Annotated in this window: 12 protein-coding genes, 1 tRNA gene and 2 pseudogenes; 12 read left to right on the forward strand and 3 right to left on the reverse strand. The window is 59.8% G+C overall.

Going from position 1 to position 18,294, the window contains the following annotated elements; translation table 11 throughout:
- The first annotated feature begins 56 nt into the window (after nt 1-56).
- From rpoD to AADX97_RS20320, 4 genes are all read left to right on the forward strand, one after another.
- Nucleotides 57-1,886, forward strand: coding sequence for an RNA polymerase sigma factor RpoD (rpoD, locus tag AADX97_RS20305; RefSeq protein ID WP_374235807.1), 1,830 nt, complete (start codon nt 57-59; stop codon nt 1,884-1,886).
- Between the two features lie 60 nt (nt 1,887-1,946).
- Nucleotides 1,947-2,022: transfer RNA gene (locus AADX97_RS20310), tRNA-Ile, on the forward strand.
- Nucleotides 2,023-2,523: 501 nt separating this feature from the next.
- A complete protein-coding gene (locus tag AADX97_RS20315; protein ID WP_374235805.1) occupies nt 2,524-2,775 on the forward strand; it encodes an HPr-rel-A system PqqD family peptide chaperone in 252 nt (83 codons plus the stop codon).
- Nucleotides 2,776-3,542: 767 nt separating this feature from the next.
- The gene (locus tag AADX97_RS20320; protein WP_374235803.1) at nt 3,543-4,388 is read left to right on the forward strand and encodes a hypothetical protein; all 846 of its coding nucleotides are present in this window, start codon (nt 3,543-3,545) and stop codon (nt 4,386-4,388) included.
- Between the two features lie 95 nt (nt 4,389-4,483).
- On the opposite strand, the gene AADX97_RS20325 is transcribed toward AADX97_RS20320, so the two are convergent.
- Nucleotides 4,484-5,719 carry a nucleotidyltransferase family protein gene (locus AADX97_RS20325; protein WP_374235801.1) on the reverse strand — a complete coding sequence of 412 codons (1,236 nt, stop codon included), beginning with the start codon at nt 5,717-5,719 and terminating at the stop codon, nt 4,484-4,486.
- 681 nt (nt 5,720-6,400) lie between these two features.
- On the opposite strand from AADX97_RS20325, the gene AADX97_RS20330 reads away from it, so the two are divergent.
- The 6 genes and pseudogenes from AADX97_RS20330 to AADX97_RS20355 all read left to right on the forward strand — a co-directional run.
- Complete coding sequence (locus tag AADX97_RS20330) at nt 6,401-7,453, forward strand: glycosyltransferase family 2 protein (RefSeq protein ID WP_374235800.1); 1,053 nt, start codon at nt 6,401-6,403, stop codon at nt 7,451-7,453.
- A 4-nt stretch (nt 7,454-7,457) separates the two neighbouring features.
- The gene (locus AADX97_RS20335; protein ID WP_374235797.1) at nt 7,458-8,594 is read left to right on the forward strand and encodes a glycosyltransferase family 2 protein; all 1,137 of its coding nucleotides are present in this window, start codon (nt 7,458-7,460) and stop codon (nt 8,592-8,594) included.
- 113 nt (nt 8,595-8,707) lie between these two features.
- Nucleotides 8,708-11,404 (forward strand): glycosyltransferase, encoded by a 2,697-nt coding sequence (locus AADX97_RS20340; protein WP_374235795.1) that lies wholly within the window; start codon nt 8,708-8,710, stop codon nt 11,402-11,404.
- Nucleotides 11,405-11,427: 23 nt separating this feature from the next.
- Nucleotides 11,428-12,210 carry an ABC transporter permease gene (locus tag AADX97_RS20345; protein WP_374235794.1) on the forward strand — a complete coding sequence of 261 codons (783 nt, stop codon included), beginning with the start codon at nt 11,428-11,430 and terminating at the stop codon, nt 12,208-12,210.
- Nucleotides 12,210-13,448 (forward strand): ABC transporter ATP-binding protein, encoded by a 1,239-nt coding sequence (locus AADX97_RS20350; protein ID WP_374235792.1) that lies wholly within the window; start codon nt 12,210-12,212, stop codon nt 13,446-13,448. Before AADX97_RS20345 ends, AADX97_RS20350 begins: the two co-directional genes overlap by 1 nt.
- A 795-nt stretch (nt 13,449-14,243) precedes the next feature.
- Nucleotides 14,244-14,693 (forward strand): annotated as a pseudogene (locus AADX97_RS20355) (ExeA family protein); the annotation flags it as partial.
- Here the strand turns inward: AADX97_RS20355 and AADX97_RS20360 are convergent.
- Complete coding sequence (locus AADX97_RS20360; RefSeq protein WP_374235914.1) at nt 14,676-14,999, reverse strand: hypothetical protein; 324 nt, start codon at nt 14,997-14,999, stop codon at nt 14,676-14,678. The pseudogene AADX97_RS20355 and the gene AADX97_RS20360 overlap by 18 nt on opposite strands.
- Before the next feature lie 627 nt (nt 15,000-15,626).
- Between AADX97_RS20360 and AADX97_RS20365 the strand changes: the two genes are divergently transcribed.
- Nucleotides 15,627-16,694 carry an OmpA family protein gene (locus AADX97_RS20365; protein ID WP_374235913.1) on the forward strand — a complete coding sequence of 356 codons (1,068 nt, stop codon included), beginning with the start codon at nt 15,627-15,629 and terminating at the stop codon, nt 16,692-16,694.
- A gap of 107 nt (nt 16,695-16,801) precedes the next feature.
- Here the strand turns inward: AADX97_RS20365 and AADX97_RS20370 are convergent, their stop codons facing one another.
- A complete protein-coding gene (locus AADX97_RS20370; protein WP_374235790.1) occupies nt 16,802-17,311 on the reverse strand; it encodes a hypothetical protein in 510 nt (169 codons plus the stop codon).
- A gap of 202 nt (nt 17,312-17,513) precedes the next feature.
- Between AADX97_RS20370 and AADX97_RS20375 the strand changes: the two are divergent.
- Nucleotides 17,514-18,294 (forward strand): annotated as a pseudogene (locus AADX97_RS20375) (hypothetical protein); the annotation flags it as partial.

Genomic DNA, 18,294 nt, shown 5'->3' on the forward strand with positions numbered 1-18,294 from the left:
CTAAACTACGAAGTTCGCCTTTCAGTGGCCATCCGCCGTATCAATCAGGGTATCCCATGGATCAAGAACAGCAACAGTCCCAGCTGAAGCAACTGATCGCCAAGGGCAAAGAACAAGGTTACTTGACCTATAGCGAGGTCAACGATCATCTCCCTCCCGGGATTGTGGAAACCGATCAGATCGAAGACATCGTTCGCATGATCAACGACATGGGGATCATGGTCCACGAGACCGCCCCGGATGTCGTCGATCACACCCTGAGCGACTCGGCTGTCTCCGACGACGAGGCCGCGGAGGCCGCCGCGGCGGCCTTGGCGACGGTCGACAGCGAGTTCGGCCGTACCACGGACCCCGTGCGCATGTACATGCGCGAGATGGGCACGGTCGAGCTGCTCACGCGCGAAGGCGAGTTGGTGATCGCAAAGCGGATCGAAGACGGACTCAACCAGGTCCTCTCCGCGCTTTCGGTTTATCCGCGCTCGGTCGAAAAGCTGATCGAGATCTTCGATCGCGTCGAGCGCGAGGAGACGCGTCTGACCGACGTCATCTCGGGCTTCAACGACGGCGACGACGAGCCGGTTGCTACCCCGCAGGTCGTCGGCAGCGAGAAGGCGAAGGACGATACCGATGCCGACGTCGATGACGACGACGAGGCAGCCGTCGTGGATACCGGACCCGATCCCGAAGACGCGGCGCGGCGCGCACGACTGCTGCGTGAGTACTTCGCCGTGCTCCGCTCGGCGCTGGAACAATACGGGCGTGACGACGAGCGCTCGCGCGGCGCCATGGCGAGCGTCTCCGAGGTGTTTCTCCAGTTCAAGCTGGTCGCTCCGGTCTTTCAGGAGCTGGCCGAGATCCTGCGTCACACCATTGAACGGATTCGCGGCCAAGAGCGGCTGATCATGAGCCTGTGCGTCGAGCAGTCCGGCATGCCGCGCAAGGCCTTCATCGATTCCTTCCCGGAGAACGAGACCAATCCGCAGTGGCTCGAGCAGCAGCTAGCGAGCGGCAAGCCCTACGCCGCTCGTCTCGCGGAGGTCGCTCAGGACGTTCGCCGCGCCCAGCGCAAGCTTCAGGAGTTGGAGAAGGAAAACATCCTGACCATCAGCGAGGTCAAGGACGTCAACCGCAAGATGTCGATCGGCGAGGCCAAGGCACGCCGCGCCAAGAAGGAGATGGTCGAGGCGAACCTCCGCCTGGTGATCTCGATCGCCAAGAAATACACGAACCGCGGTCTGCAGTTCCTGGATCTGATCCAAGAGGGCAACATCGGCCTCATGAAGGCCGTGGACAAATTCGAGTACCGTCGCGGCTACAAATTCTCGACCTATGCGACCTGGTGGATTCGCCAAGCGATCACGCGCTCCATCGCCGATCAGGCGCGCACGATTCGCATCCCGGTCCACATGATCGAGACCATCAACAAGCTCAATCGGATCTCGCGGCAGATGATCCAGGAGATGGGGCGCGAGGCGACCCCGGAAGAGCTCGCGCAGCGGATGGACATGCCGGAAGACAAGGTCCGCAAGGTCCTGAAGATCGCCAAAGAGCCGATCTCGATGGAAACGCCGATCGGCGACGACGAAGACTCGCATCTCGGCGACTTCATCGAAGACTCGGGCGTCATCTCTCCGGTCGATTCCGCCACCGCCGAAGGTCTGCGCGAAGCAACCCAGAACATGCTCGCCAGCCTGACCTCGCGCGAGGCGAAGGTGCTGCGCATGCGCTTCGGCATCGACATGAACACCGACCACACACTCGAAGAGGTCGGCAAACAGTTTGACGTGACGCGCGAGCGCATCCGCCAGATCGAGGCGAAGGCGCTGCGTAAGCTCCGCCATCCGACGCGTTCGGACAAGCTCCGCAGCTTCCTCGACGCCGACTAGCCCTGGACTTCAGTCGCCACGGATGGCGCCGTTTTGGCAACATCCACGCCATCGTAAAACGGGCCGTTAGCTCAGCGGTTAGAGCAGGGGACTCATAATCCCTTGGTCCTAGGTTCAAATCCTAGACGGCCCACCAAATCAGTCTGGTTTATCCTTCAGGCACATCCCCCTCGCCTAGGTTTTCGGTCGGCGCGAGATCAAGCCGAATGGCGTCCGTGTCACAGAACGTCATTATCGCCCCGTTTCTGGCTGGCCGTCCGTGTCACTTGCGAAGAATGACGGAATCGTATGCCACTGGTGTATCCATCTTACGGGTACTTTGAAGGGGCAGGACGATCTGGATTCGGGCGCATTCTCGTCCCGGTAGATCAGCCGATTCAGGCCGGCGACATCTGTACCTCGATCATCTGAGGCGGGCAGCCTACAGCCTATCGAGCTCTTGGCATGAATTCGTCGAAGTTGTCGTGAGTAAGAACTGGCATCGATTATGCTTATCTTAGCTGGTAGGAACCAAATCGCCGTCGATGTCGGCGTCATGCGGATTCTGTCGAAGCGGTTCGATCTAGTTGGACGTTGGTGGGACCGGGCCGGTGGTGAAGGGCTCGGGCATGCTTGATTCGGAGGAGGGATAACTTTCATGAAGGACGGATTAACATATCGCGACCTGGATGGCGAGTTGATTGTCATGGATTCAGCAACAGGCTATATTCATCAGTTAAACCACACGGGAACGCTGATCTGGAGCCTCTTGAGCGAGGGTGTTTCGCTCGATGCCATCGAAGCACGGGTATCGGGCGAGTTTGATCTGGATCCCGAGACGGCCAGGCATGATGTTTTGGGTTTCGTCGAGCAGCTGGAGCGTGCAGGTTTGTTGGAGCCGCAATGCTAGCTCGTACCGGACGTCAGATCGAATAGGGGTCCGGGCACAGAAGCGTCCTCCGGATGCTTTTCTTTGGAGATGCTAAGCTTCCACTTGGAGACCCGTACCTCTAGTTCGACCGAGAAGGTTCGGAATCGGGATCAGAGGGAGCCGTCGGCCGACGTCTACATTCCGGGATGCTCAAGGCTGAAGTTGAATGCTCGGCAGGTATTGTGACCGATCCCTGATGACTGGTCGTTGGCCGCGGGGATACGCCCGAGCGCTTGGACCTAAGGATACGAGGCAAAGACATGCCAAATGACAATTCGCGAAGAAGTTTCCTAAAGAAGGCCGCTTATGTGCCGCCGATACTGATGAGTTTTCATGCAGCGCCCTCATTTGCGCGCCCGGGATCCGTACAGGTCCCGTCGCCACGCCCTAGCATTGTTACCAGGCCGCCGGACTCCGGCGTCCGGTCGATAGAGCCCCCGGCCAGCCCAAGCAATGATGTGCGCGCTAGAACCGCCGGGGAGATCGGCGGGGCAAGTGGAGGCAGGGTTTTTGGGGCGCCCCGCGATCTGCCGCAGCAGGGCAGTGTCGCGTCGAAAAGCGGCGGCGGTCAGACTTCGACGTCAAGCGTCGGCACTCTTGGCACTTAACTCGGTCGGAATCCGAAGTCGCTGCCATGAAGGCGCTGTTCGGCAGATTGTGGAAGTCGGGAGCCTGATCGAGCTGCAGCTCGATCGACCGTCGCTGGCCCTGTCGATCGGCGCGGAGACTCCGTGGTCCGAGCGCCGATGACCCTTGCGACGCTGGTTGTAGTGGGGTGCCTCGTCAGGGTCGAGTGGGATGACGCACGCCTTTCACCGTTTGTGGCGGCGGCCTTTGGGGGCTTTGCGCGATCCCCAACACGCGATTCTGTCGCATTATCATATCGGCTGATTTCGGAGCCGGGGCAAACCTGGTATAGCGTGTCTCGGAACGGGGGGCTGATCGCTCAGGGTCTCGACATTTCGCAACTGCTGTTCGCCGTTCAGCAGGACATTGTGGTATCAGTTCAAAGCCTTCGACACGACCTCGTTTTCGTCCACGCGGCGGTTCTTCAGCGCGACGGGTTCGCGTTTGTACTGGCGGCGCCTTCCGGCAGCGGAAAATCAACCTTATGCTGGGCGATGCTGCATGAGGGTGAGGGGTTCCGGCTCATGAGTGACGAGCTCGCCCCGATTGACCCGAAATCGCTGGACGTTTTACCGTTTTTGCTTGCGGTCACCCTAAAGTCGCGGCCTCCGGAGTGCTGCCCCCTTCCCGCGTCCACACTTGAGACATCGCGCGCGCTCTACATTCCAGTTGCGGCTCTGCCATCTACGCCGGCAGTTGAGTGTTCGCTGTTACGCGCCATGGTTTTTGTCGACTACAAGCCCGGCAACACTGGCCCGAGCCTGACGAAACTTTCCGTGGCCGAGGCGGCATCTCGACTTTACCCCAACGTTCTCAACGCCTTGGCCCACGAATCCATGGGTATCGATGTTTCGATTCGGTTCGCGCGATCAGTGCCCTCCTATTTCTTGGCCTCGGCTGATGTTGCGGAGACTGCCAAGAAAGTGAGTCGGCTCTTGTGCTCGCTGTCGCGAACCCCCTTCTAAATCGCGCCCGGTGCGGTATGCGTCATTTGTTGGATGGCTTGGCCGCGCCGGCTCCGACGACTGTCGGTGCCGGCGCGGTTAAAGATGGTTTGAGGTTACTCTTCGAGTCCCGGTTTCCCGATGCGTCCCATGCAACGCGCCAGCACCCAAAAAGGGCGCCGAAGGTTCCAGAGCGGTCGGTTGGGTGTTTGGGTCCCAAAGAGCGCTTCGTCTTCCGGTCTCGGCATCGTCAGGGCTTGCTGTACATACCGTCTGCGGCAGGAATGGGTATCTAAAAGACGCAGCAGAGTGGCGTTGATGCCGAGGCATCTAAGGACGCGCGATCGAGGTCGTTCGGGCCGGAGAAAGACATTGATCACCGTCGAAACGTCGCGCGCGGATGCCTTGCGGCTTGGAGGCCACGAGGAACCTATTGGAATCGGTGTGTCAAGCAACTCGCGCGCGAGTTGAATGCCCGTTCCAATCATGCGCTCGCATCGCCAACCCTTTGCCGAATCCGCAACACGATCCCAGTCAATCTGTCCATCCGAGCGAACGATTCGGTCGACGTCGACCACCCATTTCAGCTTGCGCCAGCCATCCTTCGTTGCGTGGACGCAGGTGTGCAGGAGCTGGTGTTCTGTAGAAAGGGTTCGTATGGGGTGCCCGACGAGCATTGCGGTGCGGGAGGATTTCCAAATCGAACCGACGTCCGGACCGATGGGGTAATGTCGGGGGAGAAGATTCCAATGCAGGTCAAGCTGCAGCAGTTTGTCGAGGCTTTGCATTGTGATCTCATGATAGTACTCTGAATAGGTATCCTCCTGATTCCGGGTCAGTCGCTGAGACTTGATGTCGCACAGCATGTTGGGCGGATAGATTGGGCGATAATCCGCGCTCTCCAGAATTTCGCGGGCTCGGCTGACCCGGTTCCAGGGTATCAAGAAGTCGACGTCGCCGAATTGCCGAAGGGCTGGATGCTCATAGACCGTGTTTGCGAGCGCCAACCCCTTGAGCAAGACCGTCGGGATGTCCGCCTTCGACAACGACGCCTCCACGTTGAGGAAGGATTGGAGTGCCAGGCGATTCCGGAGCCAGTTGGCCTGAAAATGATCACTCAGATGCGACACCAAGTGCTGCGGCACTCGCGAGATCGACGGGTCCTCAAGCCCTCGAAACAGCAAAGGCAACAGGTCGTGCTGCTCCCCGAGAATCAAGAAGAGATTCCAGTCGATTCCCCGGTCGAGAAGCGCACGCCATTGCAGATGTCGCGTGTCCGCGTCGCCGTGCTTACAGGCGAGGATGAGCGCCGACGCTGTGGTCGAACGGTCGGCGGAAAACTTGGGACGCAATTTGATGTTTACTCCGATAGACGTGGATTTAGGTCAGGATCGAACGTTATTGTCCTGATCGGCCGCGTTCCCTGCGGTCCGTCTCGAAAGGCTTGGGTTAGGTCATGCTGTTCTGCCTCTAAATGATCCTTGGCGGCGGTGATGGCTTGATAAATGCTGTAACCCTGAATGCGGATTTCCGACAGTATACTCAAATGTGCACGGTACGGGCGGGCGGGTAGTCGCGTATCCAAACGTCGATGGCCAAAGCATTTGTTTACGAATCCCCTATTTGGTTTATTCGTTTCAGCAGATCGGATATCCATCAAGGATCGAAAGTGAGCGCACATGTGCCGATGGGTATTGCGCCGGAGCGAGATGTCAGGACCGTTGTTTTTCGGATTGTTCTCGACATGTCGTTTCTAGACTTTAGGTTCGAGCGTAATGGAGCCACCCGTGATCAAACGGATATCAGGTACTAGCAACGGGACGGCTGGACGATCCGACCGTCGCAAGAGTCTGCGGCAGGGCAATTCTCGGATGATGGGCGTGTCGAGTCGGATCCTCCGAGTAAGAGATCCGGGTATGACGTCCGATCGGCGTCAGACGGTGCCTGCATCCCGGGCGAACCGGCCGCACATCGGACGAGGAACTGGAATCGTTGATGGTTATGATGGCGGTTTTCGGTCCGACGACAAGGGAATGTTCAAGTCCGCCATAGCATCATGCGGGCAGGTCTGCTCGGGTGTTGGAATAGATCCTCTCCTGGTCAGCGTCATCATCGCGAATTTCAACTATGCGGATTTTGTCGGAACTGCGATTGCGAGCGCGTTGGGGCAGACTTACCAACGGATAGAAGTGATTGTCGTGGACGATGGATCGACCGATCGTTCCTTCGATGAGATCTCACGTTTCCTGCCCCGCATCGAATTCATACAGGCCAATCATCAGGGACAGATCGGCGCTTGTCTCGAGGGCCTTAGGCGAAGCTCGGGAGAGATCGTGATCTTTCTGGATGCCGATGATGCTCTGCTGCCCGACGCTGTCGAGATCTTGACTCGCCCCTTTCGCGATCGCACCGATGTTGTGAAAGTGCAGGGTTACATGTCCGTGGTCGACCGTGACGGTCGCGGCACAGGGACCTGCATCCCTAAGTTGCTTCCAGCTTCCGGTGACTATTTCGAACTGACTCTGAATCACGGTTTGTTGCCGATGCCCTTCGCATTTACGTCCGGAAATGCTTGGTCGCGGGGATACTTGCAGCAGCTGCTACCCTTGCCGACGGTGGGTTGGCTCGACAACTATCTTCACGACTTGGCGCCTCTCTATGGCCGGATCGAATCGGTACGCGAGATCGTTGTGCAATACCGAGTGCACGGGAAGAACGACTCGCATGGCAGTCGGATATTGACGCCCGCGATCATGCGGGAGTACATCAATAAAGTGAATCGCAACATCGACAATTTTGCAGATTTTATGGAAGAACGTGGTTATCCGACCAATCGACTGAAATGGCGGCGGCGAAAACGCTCATGGCGAGATGTCCTGATCGAGATGACGGTGAACCGGGTCTCCGGTAGCGGACGTCGGATTTCTTTTATTGATTTCGTCGGCTCACCTCTCGGCAGAAGGCGAGAAAGTTTATTAAAGGATCTTTCGTTGTGTTTGCTGCTGGCCGTAATCTGGAGTCTTCCGAATAGGCCGAGTATCGCCCTTTCTCATTGGGTGTTGAGGTCGATAAGTGCTTGGCGATAATACCATGAGCGAAATTTCGAACCAGCTTGTATCCGTTGTTATTCCGGTCTATAACGGTGAACGATATATCGGCCGTACCTTACAATCCGTCGCCGAACAATCTCATCGAAACTTGGAGATTCTCATCGTCGACGACGGGTCGACGGATGGCACCGGAGATATCTTAAACACGTTTGTGCAACAGGAATCACGCGCAAGGATCTTGCGGCAGTCGAATAAAGGTGTTGCCGCTGCCCGCAATCTCGGGATTCGATCCGCTTCGGGCGATTTCATCGCCCCATTGGACGCCGATGATCTTTGGCATCCGGAGCGAGTGTCCCGGCAACTGCGGCGTCTGATCGGTTCACCGAGCGACGTTGGTCTTGTGTATTCACCTTGGATAACCATCGACGAATCCGGGCGCAGACTCTCTTCCTGCTTGGATCGAGGCCGATTCGAGGGCATTGTCTGGCTCCAGCTCGTCATGGGGAATTTTCTTGGAAACGCGAGTACGGCATTGATCAAGAAAGATTGTTTGCAGGCCGTCGGTCTCTATGATGAGGAGTATTTCCTGCAGAAAGCACAAGGCTGCGAGGATTGGGATCTCTATCTTCGGATTGCCGGCGTGTGCCGGTTTCATTGCCAGCCCGACTGTTTGATCGGGTATCGCCAGGTTCACGGGAGTATGTCGATAGACGTGGAGCAAATGATGCGCTCATACGTCCGGGTAATGTCGAAGGTGCGCGTCTCGGGCGTCCCGGTGCCTCCGTCGGTGTCTCGGTGGTCTCGTGCCAACTATCTTTTCTACATGGCCAACCGAGCGGCTGCGGCACGACGCCGCGGCTTGACCATCATCTTGCTGCTGAGGCTCTTATCGACCGACATCGTCCGGGTTTTGGATCGACAGCTGTGGCGACTCCTGTCACGGGTTTTGGTGGCGAGGAATCCGACGCGTCGAGGGAAGGGCGGGGATGCTCAATCGACGACCGACGTCTGGGGCAATCTGCCCCGAGCTTCGACGCGCCGCACTCTGCCCTCGGGTGCTCTATGGAACAGAGTCAGGCAACACAGGGAAGACCGGGTCTTCGATATCCAGCAAACAATGAAGTGGCCTATTCGGTCTGATTCCGACCGAGGACAGGACCCAGCCGCCCTGTCTTAACCTGTGGCGGGGTCGATGGTGGTTGCGCCGGTGCCGGGCGCCGGGGCGGATCCGGGCAGCGTGCCCCAGGACTTTGTCTTGACTCAGGCGGCGCGAACGAACTGGAGTTTCCGATGCTGCATCCAATCAAAGTCGTCGATATCGAGCTTACGCAGCCTTTGCCGGCCGTTGATGGCTTGGAGGGATACTTCGGCGTCCGGGCGATCCTGCGTCTTCGCGCGGTCCCGGTTGCCTATCTCGACTGCCCGGTGGTCGGCGGGCGCTGCGATCCTGGCCTGCTCGCCCGGAAGATCCTGGACAACCGTGTCTGGGAGATCTTGACGGCGCTGGTCCGGGAGGGATTGCTCGCCGATCCGGCGCCCCCGCGTCTCGATGTCGACGTCTTGTTGGATCTCCCGTCGGCCAGCGACGGCTTCTGGCGAGACCATCTTGGCGAGGCGCCCATGGTGACGGTCGCCGTTTGCACCCGTGACCGGGCGACCGACCTGGCGATCTGCCTGGACGCGCTGCAGGCCTTGGACTATCCCTCTCTGGATGTCTTGGTCGTCGACAATGCCCCCTCGAGCGAGGAGACCGCGACCCTGGTTGCGGACCGGTTCCCGAGCGTTCGATATGTACGCGAGCTCCGACCGGGCCTGGACTGGGCGCGTAATCGGGCCATCCTGGAGGCCCGCGGAGAGATCATCGCCTACACGGACGATGATGTCGTGGTCGATCCCGGCTGGGTGAAAGCACTGGCACGGGCCTTCATGGAGCATCCGGAGGTCATGGGCGTCACCGGACTGGTGGTTCCGTTCGAGCTCGAGACCGAGGCCCAGGTCCTTTTCGAGCATTACGGTGGGTTCGGCCGCGGCTTCGAGCGTAAATGGTGGCGAGTTCCGATCGGAAGGCCAGTCCCTTGGCGTTGGTTGGGCGCCGGTCAATTCGGGACCGGTGCCAACATGGCCTTTCGCCGACGCCTGTTCGAAGAGGTCGGCGACTTCGACACGGCGCTGGATGTCGGCACCGTTACTCGGGGAGGCGGGGATCTCGAGATGTTCTTTCGCGTTCTCAAGGCCGGCCACACCCTGATGTACGAGCCGGAGGCGATGATCAGACATCGTCATCGCAGCGACTATGCCCGTCTGAGAACCCAGATCGCCAGCAATGGCTCCTTGTACGCCCTCTGGACTTCGATCTTCCGACGTTATCCCGATCAGCGCGGAACCTGTCTGAGGATTGGCGCTTGGTGGATGTGGCATTGGAATCTGCGACGTTGGCTAGGCTCGTATCTCTATCCCAGGCGGTTTCCTCGCGATCTCGTGACGGCGGAGCTCCAAGGTGGCCTGGCAGGCCTGACGTCCTATTCCAGAGCCGTTCGCGACGCCCAAGCCATCGAGCGCGACTTCGGTCCGCAGATTCCCGAGATCATGGCGCACCCGCGGGTCGTCCCATCCACCACGACCGCGACAACCGTTTCGCGCGCGCGTATGTCCTCGCTGGCAGTTCGCAAGGTGGAGTTGAGCCTACCCTTGACGCCCCTTCGCGATCTCGCAGAGCACGATGGAGCCAGGCTTTTCGCGACCTGGTCCGACCGTCCGGTGGGGACAGTCACCATACGGAATCGCGGCCCGGAGCTGAACCGGACGCGGCAGGCCGACGCCCTTTCTCGGGCCTTGGCGCCGCAGCTTATCGGTCCGGATCCCTCGCTGGACAAGGGGTTTCGTTGGTCCTTGGCATTGGCTTCTTTAGCGTCCCGGCTCGGCGGCACGGTCCCGGAAGCTCAGCCCTTTCTTCCACGCGAGATCGATGTATCGGTCGTCCTCGCAACCTACGATCGTCCGGACGATCTGCGTAACTGTCTGCAGGCACTGAAACTGCAGCGGACGCCTCGCCGTCTCGAGGTCCTGGTCGTCGACAATCACCCGGAGTCGGGCAAGACAGGTCCGGTTGTCGCCGAGTTCCCGAACGTTGTCCTTGTGCAGGAGCCTCGGCAAGGTCTAGCCTATGCTAGGAATGCGGGATTTCTTGCCGCCAGCGGGGCGATCTTGGTCGCCACCGACGACGATGTCACGATGCCGCCCGATTGGCTGGAGAAGCTACTCGCTCCCTTCAACCGCCCCGATGTCATGGTGGTGACCGGTCAAGTTCTTCCCCTGGAGTTGATGACACCCTCTCAGCAGGCCTTCGAGGACTATGGTGGTCTAGGACGGGGCTATGTCCATTTCGAACGCTCCGGTGCCTGGTTCGAGAAGACACGGCGTGCCCCGGTCAGGACCTGGACGCTCGGCGCGACCGCAAATGCTGCCTTCCGCGCATCTCTCTTTGCGGATCCGCGAATCGGCCTGATGGAAGAGACCCTGGGCCCCGGGATGCCGTCCGGCGTCGGCGAAGATACCTATGTATTCTACAAGGTGTTGAAGGCCGACTATACGGTCGCCTATACGCCCGACGCCTATGTCTGGCACAAGCATCGTCGAGAGGATACGGCCTTGCGGCGCCAACTCTACAACTACAGCAAGGGGCATGTGGCCTACCACTTAACGACACTGCTCAAGGACGGCGATTGGCGTGGCCTGAGATGGATCCTCTGGGGTCTGCCGAAGGCGCAACTACGACGATTGATCATGTCGGCGATCGGCAAGAGTCGTTATCCCTTTGGATTGGTCCTGCTCGAGATCCGCGGCAATCTCGTGGGGCCATGGGCGCTTTGGCAATCTTACCGGCGCGTGTGGCGGGAGGGACGCAGTGCAGCGACCGCATCCGGCATGACGTCAGGTGCGGATTCTCGCGTCCGGCGGGACGTGCCTGCGCCGGACCGAGTCGGTTGACCGGCGGCAAGAGGGGCTGCAACTTGACGATCTTGCCTGCCTCCGTCTGCGGGATCGCGCGCTACTTCGATCTAGTGCGGGTCCTCGTGGGACGCGATATCAAGCTGCTTTACAAGCGCTCGGTGCTTGGTGTCCTTTGGACGCTGGTGAATCCCTTGCTGCAGCTCTTGATCTTCATTTTTCTGCGTGCGGTCTTCAAGTTCGATATTCCACACTTCACCTCTTACGTCTTCACCGGACTCTTGGTTTTTCAGTGGTTCAGCAAGACCACAAGTCAATCGACCGGCATCATCATCGGTAACCGTCCCTTGATTCGGCAGCCCGGTTTTCCGGTCGCTGTCTTGCCGCCGGTGGTTGTCACGACCGGGATGATTCATTTCGCCTTGGCGTTGCCGGTGTTGATGGTCTTCTTGTTCTTCGACGGAGTGCCGATGACACTGGCCGTGGCGTGGTTGCCCCTCGTCATGCTGATTCAGTTTTTTCTGACGGCGACTTTGGCTTATCTGCTGGCGGGTATCAATGTCGTCTTTCGCGATATCCAGAATGCCTGGGCGGTTTTTGTCCAGGCCTTATTTTTCCTGACACCTATCTTTTACTCTCTTCGGCAGATCCCGGAGCAGTTTCAGGCGTTCTATGTCATGAACCCGATGGTCTCGATCGTGACTGCTTATCGCAGCATCCTCATCGAAGGTCATGCACCCGACTGGACCTCGCTGTTAATGGTTGTCGCGGTGCTCCTCGTCTTGTTCCCGATCAGTGTCCTTTTGTTCAGACATCAGAGCCGCCGATTCGTCGAGGAGATCTGATGACAGTGGCCATACGTATCGAGAACCTCGGAAAGCGGTTTCGTCGCTATCACGCGGTCCGACCCCGAACACTGAAGGAAATGCTCGTCTCGGGTTGGCGCCCACGCGGTAAAGGAGAGGAGTTCTGGGCACTGAGACATGTCGACTTGGATGTCGCGCCCGGCGAAATGGTGGGCATCGTCGGTCAGAACGGGGCCGGCAAGTCAACGCTGTTGCAGTTGACGGGTGGCGTCGGTGCGCCCGATGAGGGGACGGTCCGGGTCCAAGGCCGCATCGGAGCCTTGCTCGATCTGGGTGCCGGCTTCTCGGGTGATCTGACCGGACGCGAGAACATTTTCGTGACGGGCGTTGCGGCGGGTTTGACGATCCGCGAGGTGCGCCGCAGATTCGACCGCATCGTATCCTTCGCCGAGTTGGAGGATTCGATCGACAATCCGGTGCGCACCTACAGCAGCGGGATGCAGATGCGCCTCGGCTTTTCGGTGGCGGTGCACACGGATCCGCAGGTGCTGCTTGTCGACGAGTTCCTGTCGGTCGGGGATCTCGCCTTTCAAACCAAATGTCTGAATCGCATCAAGGAGATCAAGTCCAGCGGCTGTGCGATCCTGCTGATCTCGCATAGCCCGTCGCAGATCAACGAGCTCTGCGATCGCGCGATCTGGTTGAAGCGGGGCGAGGTCGTCGTTTCAGGGCTGCCCGAGGTCGTGACCGGGCAATACGAGGTCGAGATGCGCTCCGAGACCCGGCGACGGACACCGCATCGACCGACAACGTTGGCCACATCCGGGCTTGAGCTCGACGTCAATCGCAACCGCTTCGGGTCGCTCGAAGTCGAGATCCTGAATGTCCGCTTGACCCCGGGTGACGAGATTCGGCAGGGCGAGGCATTGGTCGTCGCGATCGAGTTCAACGCCCCAAAGGCCATCCGCGCGCCCCGCTTCAATGTCGGCATCAGTCGGGCCGATGACGGCTTCTCTTGTTTGGACCTCAACACCGAGGGAACCGGTGATCGCGCCGAGGTCTCGGGGTGCGGTCGGGTGACCCTCTCGATCAAGCGCCTGGACCTGGTTGCTGGTCGCTATTACGTCAATGTCGGTGTCTTCCAATCCGACTGGGAGTATGCCTACGATTATCATTGGGAGGTTTATCCGCTGCTGGTCGAGGGAGCGAGAGGGAGCAAGGGTGTCCTCGGGCCCCCGTTTCGTTGGGACCTCGAAGCGCAACGAGGGATACCCTAATCCCTGTGGCTGCCGCTCAAGCGTGTGAGCGTATTCCCGGCGTTGAATGATCCAGTCGGTTTTTCTCTTAGCGTCCGAGGCTCGCGATTTACTTAATGCGCTCAGCCCGGTGTCTGCATCGATGAGGATGGTTCTGATCTTTGGGGCCAGGCCCTTCGTGTATCAGAGTGGTCTTAGGATTACTCTGCCGTTGAGAAACATGCTCGCCTCGGGCCGTAAGCGGGACAAGACCTGAGAAAGACGCCATGAAGCATCGGAATGATCAATGGGTTGCGGCTGAACTACGGCATGCGTGGAGCGATGAAGGCGCGTGGACGGGTGGCCGTAACCCGTGACTCATGCGACCCTCGACGAATTGGAGACCATGCGTCGGGTGCTCCGGCGACCGCTCAACTATCCAGTGCGGATTCTCATTCATTTCTGCGTTATGATGCGGTGGGTGAGGCCCGTCCCGCTGCGACGAGGAATTGCGGTGAAGCGGGGTTTGCTCCGGGGGCGGTGATCTCCGGTAAGCCTCACGATCAAGCGTGCGTTTTGTCCGAGAATCCGGTAGGGGGCGATTTTGTGACGACTGCAACTAAGGACGATCGTTCCCAGTGGAACGCCAACCGCCGAACGCGCGCCCTGTTGCGCTGTCGTTCGAACGAGCTGTAATCCGCTAAGGAAGAAGGTGAGGGGTCCCGACAGCCGGCGGTTCGGCTATCCATACGAGCTAGTCGCGAGCTTGTTTCGGGCTGGGTTCCCCCTCGGCCGTGATGGCTCGATAATGCTTAGAAGACAGCCTCATTCCACATGATGTATAAAGATTTCTACGGCTTCTCGGAGGAACCTTTCCGGCTGACGCCGGACGCTCGGTTTTGTTTTCAGCACCGCAGCTTCGCAAAGGCCCGCGCATACTTCCAGTACGCGCTGGAACATGGCGAGGGATTTGTGCTCGTCACCGGTCGTCCCGGGACTGGCAAGACCATGCTGATCGACGATCTGCTTGCCGAGTTGGCCGAGTCGCGGCTCCTGACGGTTCGGATCGAGAGCGCTCAGATGCAGCCGGACGATCTGGTTCGGCGAATCGCGTACGGCTTTGGGCTGGATCCAACGGGTCTCGACAAGGCGACCATTCTTCACCGTCTGGAGCTTCAGCTGGACAGCCGAGCTCAAGAAGGGGAGCGAGCCCTTCTGATCGTCGACGAGGCACAGATTCTGTCGGCGGAAGCTCTGGAGGAGCTGCGTCTACTGACCAATCTCAGACCCTATGGACGAAGCCTGATTCAGATTTTCCTGGTGGGGCAGGATGGGCTGCGGGATCTGATTCGATCGCCCAAGCTCGAGCAGTTGCATCAGCGCGTCCTCTGTGCCTGCCATCTCGAGCCATTGCCGCTGGGCGACACCCGTGACTATGTCGCCTACCGTCTGGAGCGCGCCGGATGGGCTGGTGACCCGGTCATCGATGCAGCTGCGGTACATGCTATCCATCGTGCAAGTCACGGTGTACCCCGGCTGATCAACAAGTTCATGGATCGCCTCTTGCTCCACGCGTGTCTTGAGGGCTTGCATCGTCTGGGAGGGTTGGACGCCGACGTCGTTCTACGAGAGTTGAGTCACGAGCTTCTCCTCGAGGACATTGACCATGGCCGATTGTCGGAGCAACCGGCCCCGATCACGGCGTTCGGGATCACGGACATCGACAAGCCTTCCGGCGAACGAACCAGCCCGGAACAGCAGGACAGCGGAAGTGATCCGCTGACGTCCGAGCTTGCGGATCTTTTGTCTCCTGCTTTGGATCGGTCGGCCGACGGCGTTGCCGTGCTATTCAGACCCAGCGTGGCCGGAGATGGTTTCCGGAACTTGGAAGCCATCTTTTCGGAGCCTGGAGGATCGGACCCACGCTTGACGGATCGGCATGCCCTATTCCAAGGGCAGACTCGATCGGCATCGGCGCCTGTCGACACCAGATCCGAACCACCGCCTTTTTCGTTCGATGTGACGCCGGCCGTGGAGGCGCATTCCGACCGAGCCGAAACCGACCTCGGAGGCAGCCCCCGAATGTCAAGAATGGGGCACTCCGATCGGCGGAAAGCGTCGGGAGTCCATCCCGAGGGCGAGGGTGCCGCAATCCGGTCTCGGGGACGGCGATCCCGAAAGATCGGCTGGATCTCTGGGCTCACCGTCTCGGGGCTCCTATTGTCCCTGACGCTCGGCATCCTTCTGTTGAGCGTCGGCGGACCCCAAGCGTCCTTTTCCGATCGATTCGCGCTTCTGCAGGACTGGTTTGGGAACCGGTTCGGGCCTTTCGGAAACGAGGCGTCGCCGGATTCCATTGATGCGATCAACTCTGGAGATGACGGCAGGTTACAGGGTCGTTTAGCCGACGCTGAGTCGAGTTGGCCGAAAGACATCGACCCGCGTGCAGAATCAGGGTTTGCAGGCGCAGCGGGTGCTGAGCCGCGAGCGTCGGTGGGGATTCCTGATCTTGTGGACGATGATCCGCCTACATCGACGTTCGAGGAGATGACGCCCGCGCCTCAGTCGCTCGACCCCGATGATCATGGGGCCATACAAACCGAATCGGTCATGACAGGTGACTCGGGCTTGCCCCGATTCGATGGGTCCAACAACGGTCTCCCGGACCCGGTCGCCGTTCCTGACGACGGCCGCGATACGCGGCAACGAGACGATTTCGGAAACCTTGACCATCGAGAGGTTTCTGGCGAGGCATCCAGTACGATCGATCCGAAACCAGGGGTTCCCGCTTCGGTTGATTACGGTGTGCCCCAGAGGATCCCGGAGAGCCCATCCGGAACGGAGGAGCAAGATGTCGGGGGGCTGCCGACCAGCCTAAAGGATGAGATCACAGACCTCGGCCTGACCCCGATCGAAGCTGACGGGGGATCTCTCCTCAACTTACGCGAATTAGTTCCGTTTGGTTTTGACAGCTCCGAGATTCCGAGCGATTCGATTCCATTGCTCGATCGGTTGGCCGATATCCTGGACCGTTATCAACAGGTCCGAATCCAAGTCATCGGGCATACCGACGACATCGGGAATGCCGATTACAACCGTCAGCTTTCGTTGAGCCGAGCGACGGCATTGGTACAATACATCGCGAAACGAGTCCATGCGCCTGAACGCTTCGAGGCGATTGGCATGGGCGAAGACGATCCGCTGATATCTCCAGGTCTCAGTCCGATGACGCCTGAGCAGCGTTTGCTCAATCGCCGTATCGAGATGAGGATACTGCCGATCCAATGAACGTAATTTCCGCAATCATCCGGTGGGTAAGAGCCGGTCAATTGCACGAAACGCGGCTAATGTTCGGATGACCTGATGGCGCCTTCTCACCCACGGTTCGTGGCGGTTCAAAGCTCGACTTTGGCCAATCCAGACGCTCGCTGCGAGCTGTTCGAGCAAGCGATCGAGGCGCTAGGGCGAAATCCGCCCTTCTTCGGCTTGGGATCGCGCCGTCCGGCGGGCACCGGCTCGGGAGAGGCGAACAGGCGTGCGTCCAGGCGCAGACGCGTGATCAGGGTCGCCTGCGCGGCCAGCGCATCCCAACCCACCTGGATGCGGGAGTCGCTGCCGTCGCCGAGCCGGATCCAGCGTCGTCGCTTCAGCCAGCGCGCCACCGGCCAAACCGTCCCGATGGTCAGCTCCGCGTCCGTGCGCGGTGGCGCCGCCCGGCCGCCTCGTCGGCCCGCTTCGACGGTGCCAAGCGGGTGAGAAAGGGCATCGCCCAAGGCCGCGTGCTCCAAGGCACGGGCACCAACAACGCCATGCAGATCCACTCCAGCCCCAAACAGGTCACCACCGTGCTGCGCGAGGAGCGCACCGCCTCGCGAGACATTCCCTTCGCCCGAATGCGCGCACACCCTTACGCGGCTTCGGCGTCTCGTCGATCGCCACCACGATCGGCTTCTACTTCTCACGAGGCTTCGCCTCAGACCGACGAGCCATGGGGTGAGCTCCGGTGTCGGGCGGCCCCGGTTGAGCGACGGAAGGCTAAACTTCCGTTGGTAGCCGCACGTAGCGGCGTGTGGCGCGTGGCCAAGATGCCAACCGGGGCCTGCCATCATGTTAGACCAAACTGTCGGAGCGTTGCTGAACGATCGGGTCACGCTGGACCTGGAAGGAATCGATCGGCTGTATCTCAACCTGTATCAGCCGCGGCTGCAGACCGGTGGCGGGGTGGCCAACTTCTTCAAGGTCCATCGCGGCGCCAAGGTCGCCTCCACGGTGCTGATGGCCCCGATCAGCCGCGCCTTCGTCAAGGCGATCGAGGGGTTTGCGCAACGCGAGGGCGTGGAGATCGTGACCTTCGCCAAGGGACAGCGCAAAGACGACGTCACCCGCGAGCGGCTCCGCGATGTTGATCAACCGGAAGGTGTCCTGTACATCGGCAAGGCCCGGGAGCGGTTTGCGAGTTTCCGCATGATCAAGAAGATCAGCACCCACACCGGCCAGCCGTACCCCTGGTTCACCCGCGGGACGGTGATGTGCAACCATTTCTACTTTTATTTGGTCGACGCGGACTTCGGCCCCCTGTTCATCACGTTCTGTTCCTATTTTCCCTACACTGCGCGGGTCTGCCTGAACGGTCATGAGTACGTCAAACGCCAGTTGGCCAAAGCGGGAATCCCCTTCGAGGCCCTGGACAACGGGCTGCTCGCCTGCGCCGATCCGGCCCGCGCGCAACGCATCCTCGATGACCTGACCGAGGAGACGATCGCCGCGCTGGTGGCCAAGTGGTTGGGACGGCTCCCGGATCCCTTCACGGCGGAAGACCATGCCGCCGGCTACACTTTTCAACTCTCCATCCTGCAGGCGGAGTTCGCCCGCACGCAGGTGTTCGACC

The organism is Thiocapsa sp. C2-2m (assembly GCF_041903745.1).
In the GTDB taxonomy this organism is placed as follows: domain Bacteria; phylum Pseudomonadota; class Gammaproteobacteria; order Chromatiales; family Chromatiaceae; genus Thiocapsa; species Thiocapsa roseilacustris.

Bases quoted from the DNA above. Each gene is read 5' to 3' on its own strand.
- AADX97_RS20340 (WP_374235795.1), top strand. From the start codon at position 8,708: ATGCTGCATCCAATCAAAGTCGTCGATATCGAGCTTACGCAGCCTTTG.
- AADX97_RS20360 (WP_374235914.1), bottom strand. From the start codon at position 14,999: ATGCAAGCCCTCAAGACACGCGTGGAGCAAGAGGCGATCCATGAACTT.
- AADX97_RS20320 (WP_374235803.1), top strand. From the start codon at position 3,543: ATGACCCTTGCGACGCTGGTTGTAGTGGGGTGCCTCGTCAGGGTCGAG.
- AADX97_RS20335 (WP_374235797.1), top strand. From the start codon at position 7,458: ATGAGCGAAATTTCGAACCAGCTTGTATCCGTTGTTATTCCGGTCTAT.
- rpoD (WP_374235807.1), top strand. From the start codon at position 57: ATGGATCAAGAACAGCAACAGTCCCAGCTGAAGCAACTGATCGCCAAG.
- AADX97_RS20330 (WP_374235800.1), top strand. From the start codon at position 6,401: ATGTTCAAGTCCGCCATAGCATCATGCGGGCAGGTCTGCTCGGGTGTT.
- AADX97_RS20315 (WP_374235805.1), top strand. From the start codon at position 2,524: ATGAAGGACGGATTAACATATCGCGACCTGGATGGCGAGTTGATTGTC.
- AADX97_RS20350 (WP_374235792.1), top strand. From the start codon at position 12,210: ATGACAGTGGCCATACGTATCGAGAACCTCGGAAAGCGGTTTCGTCGC.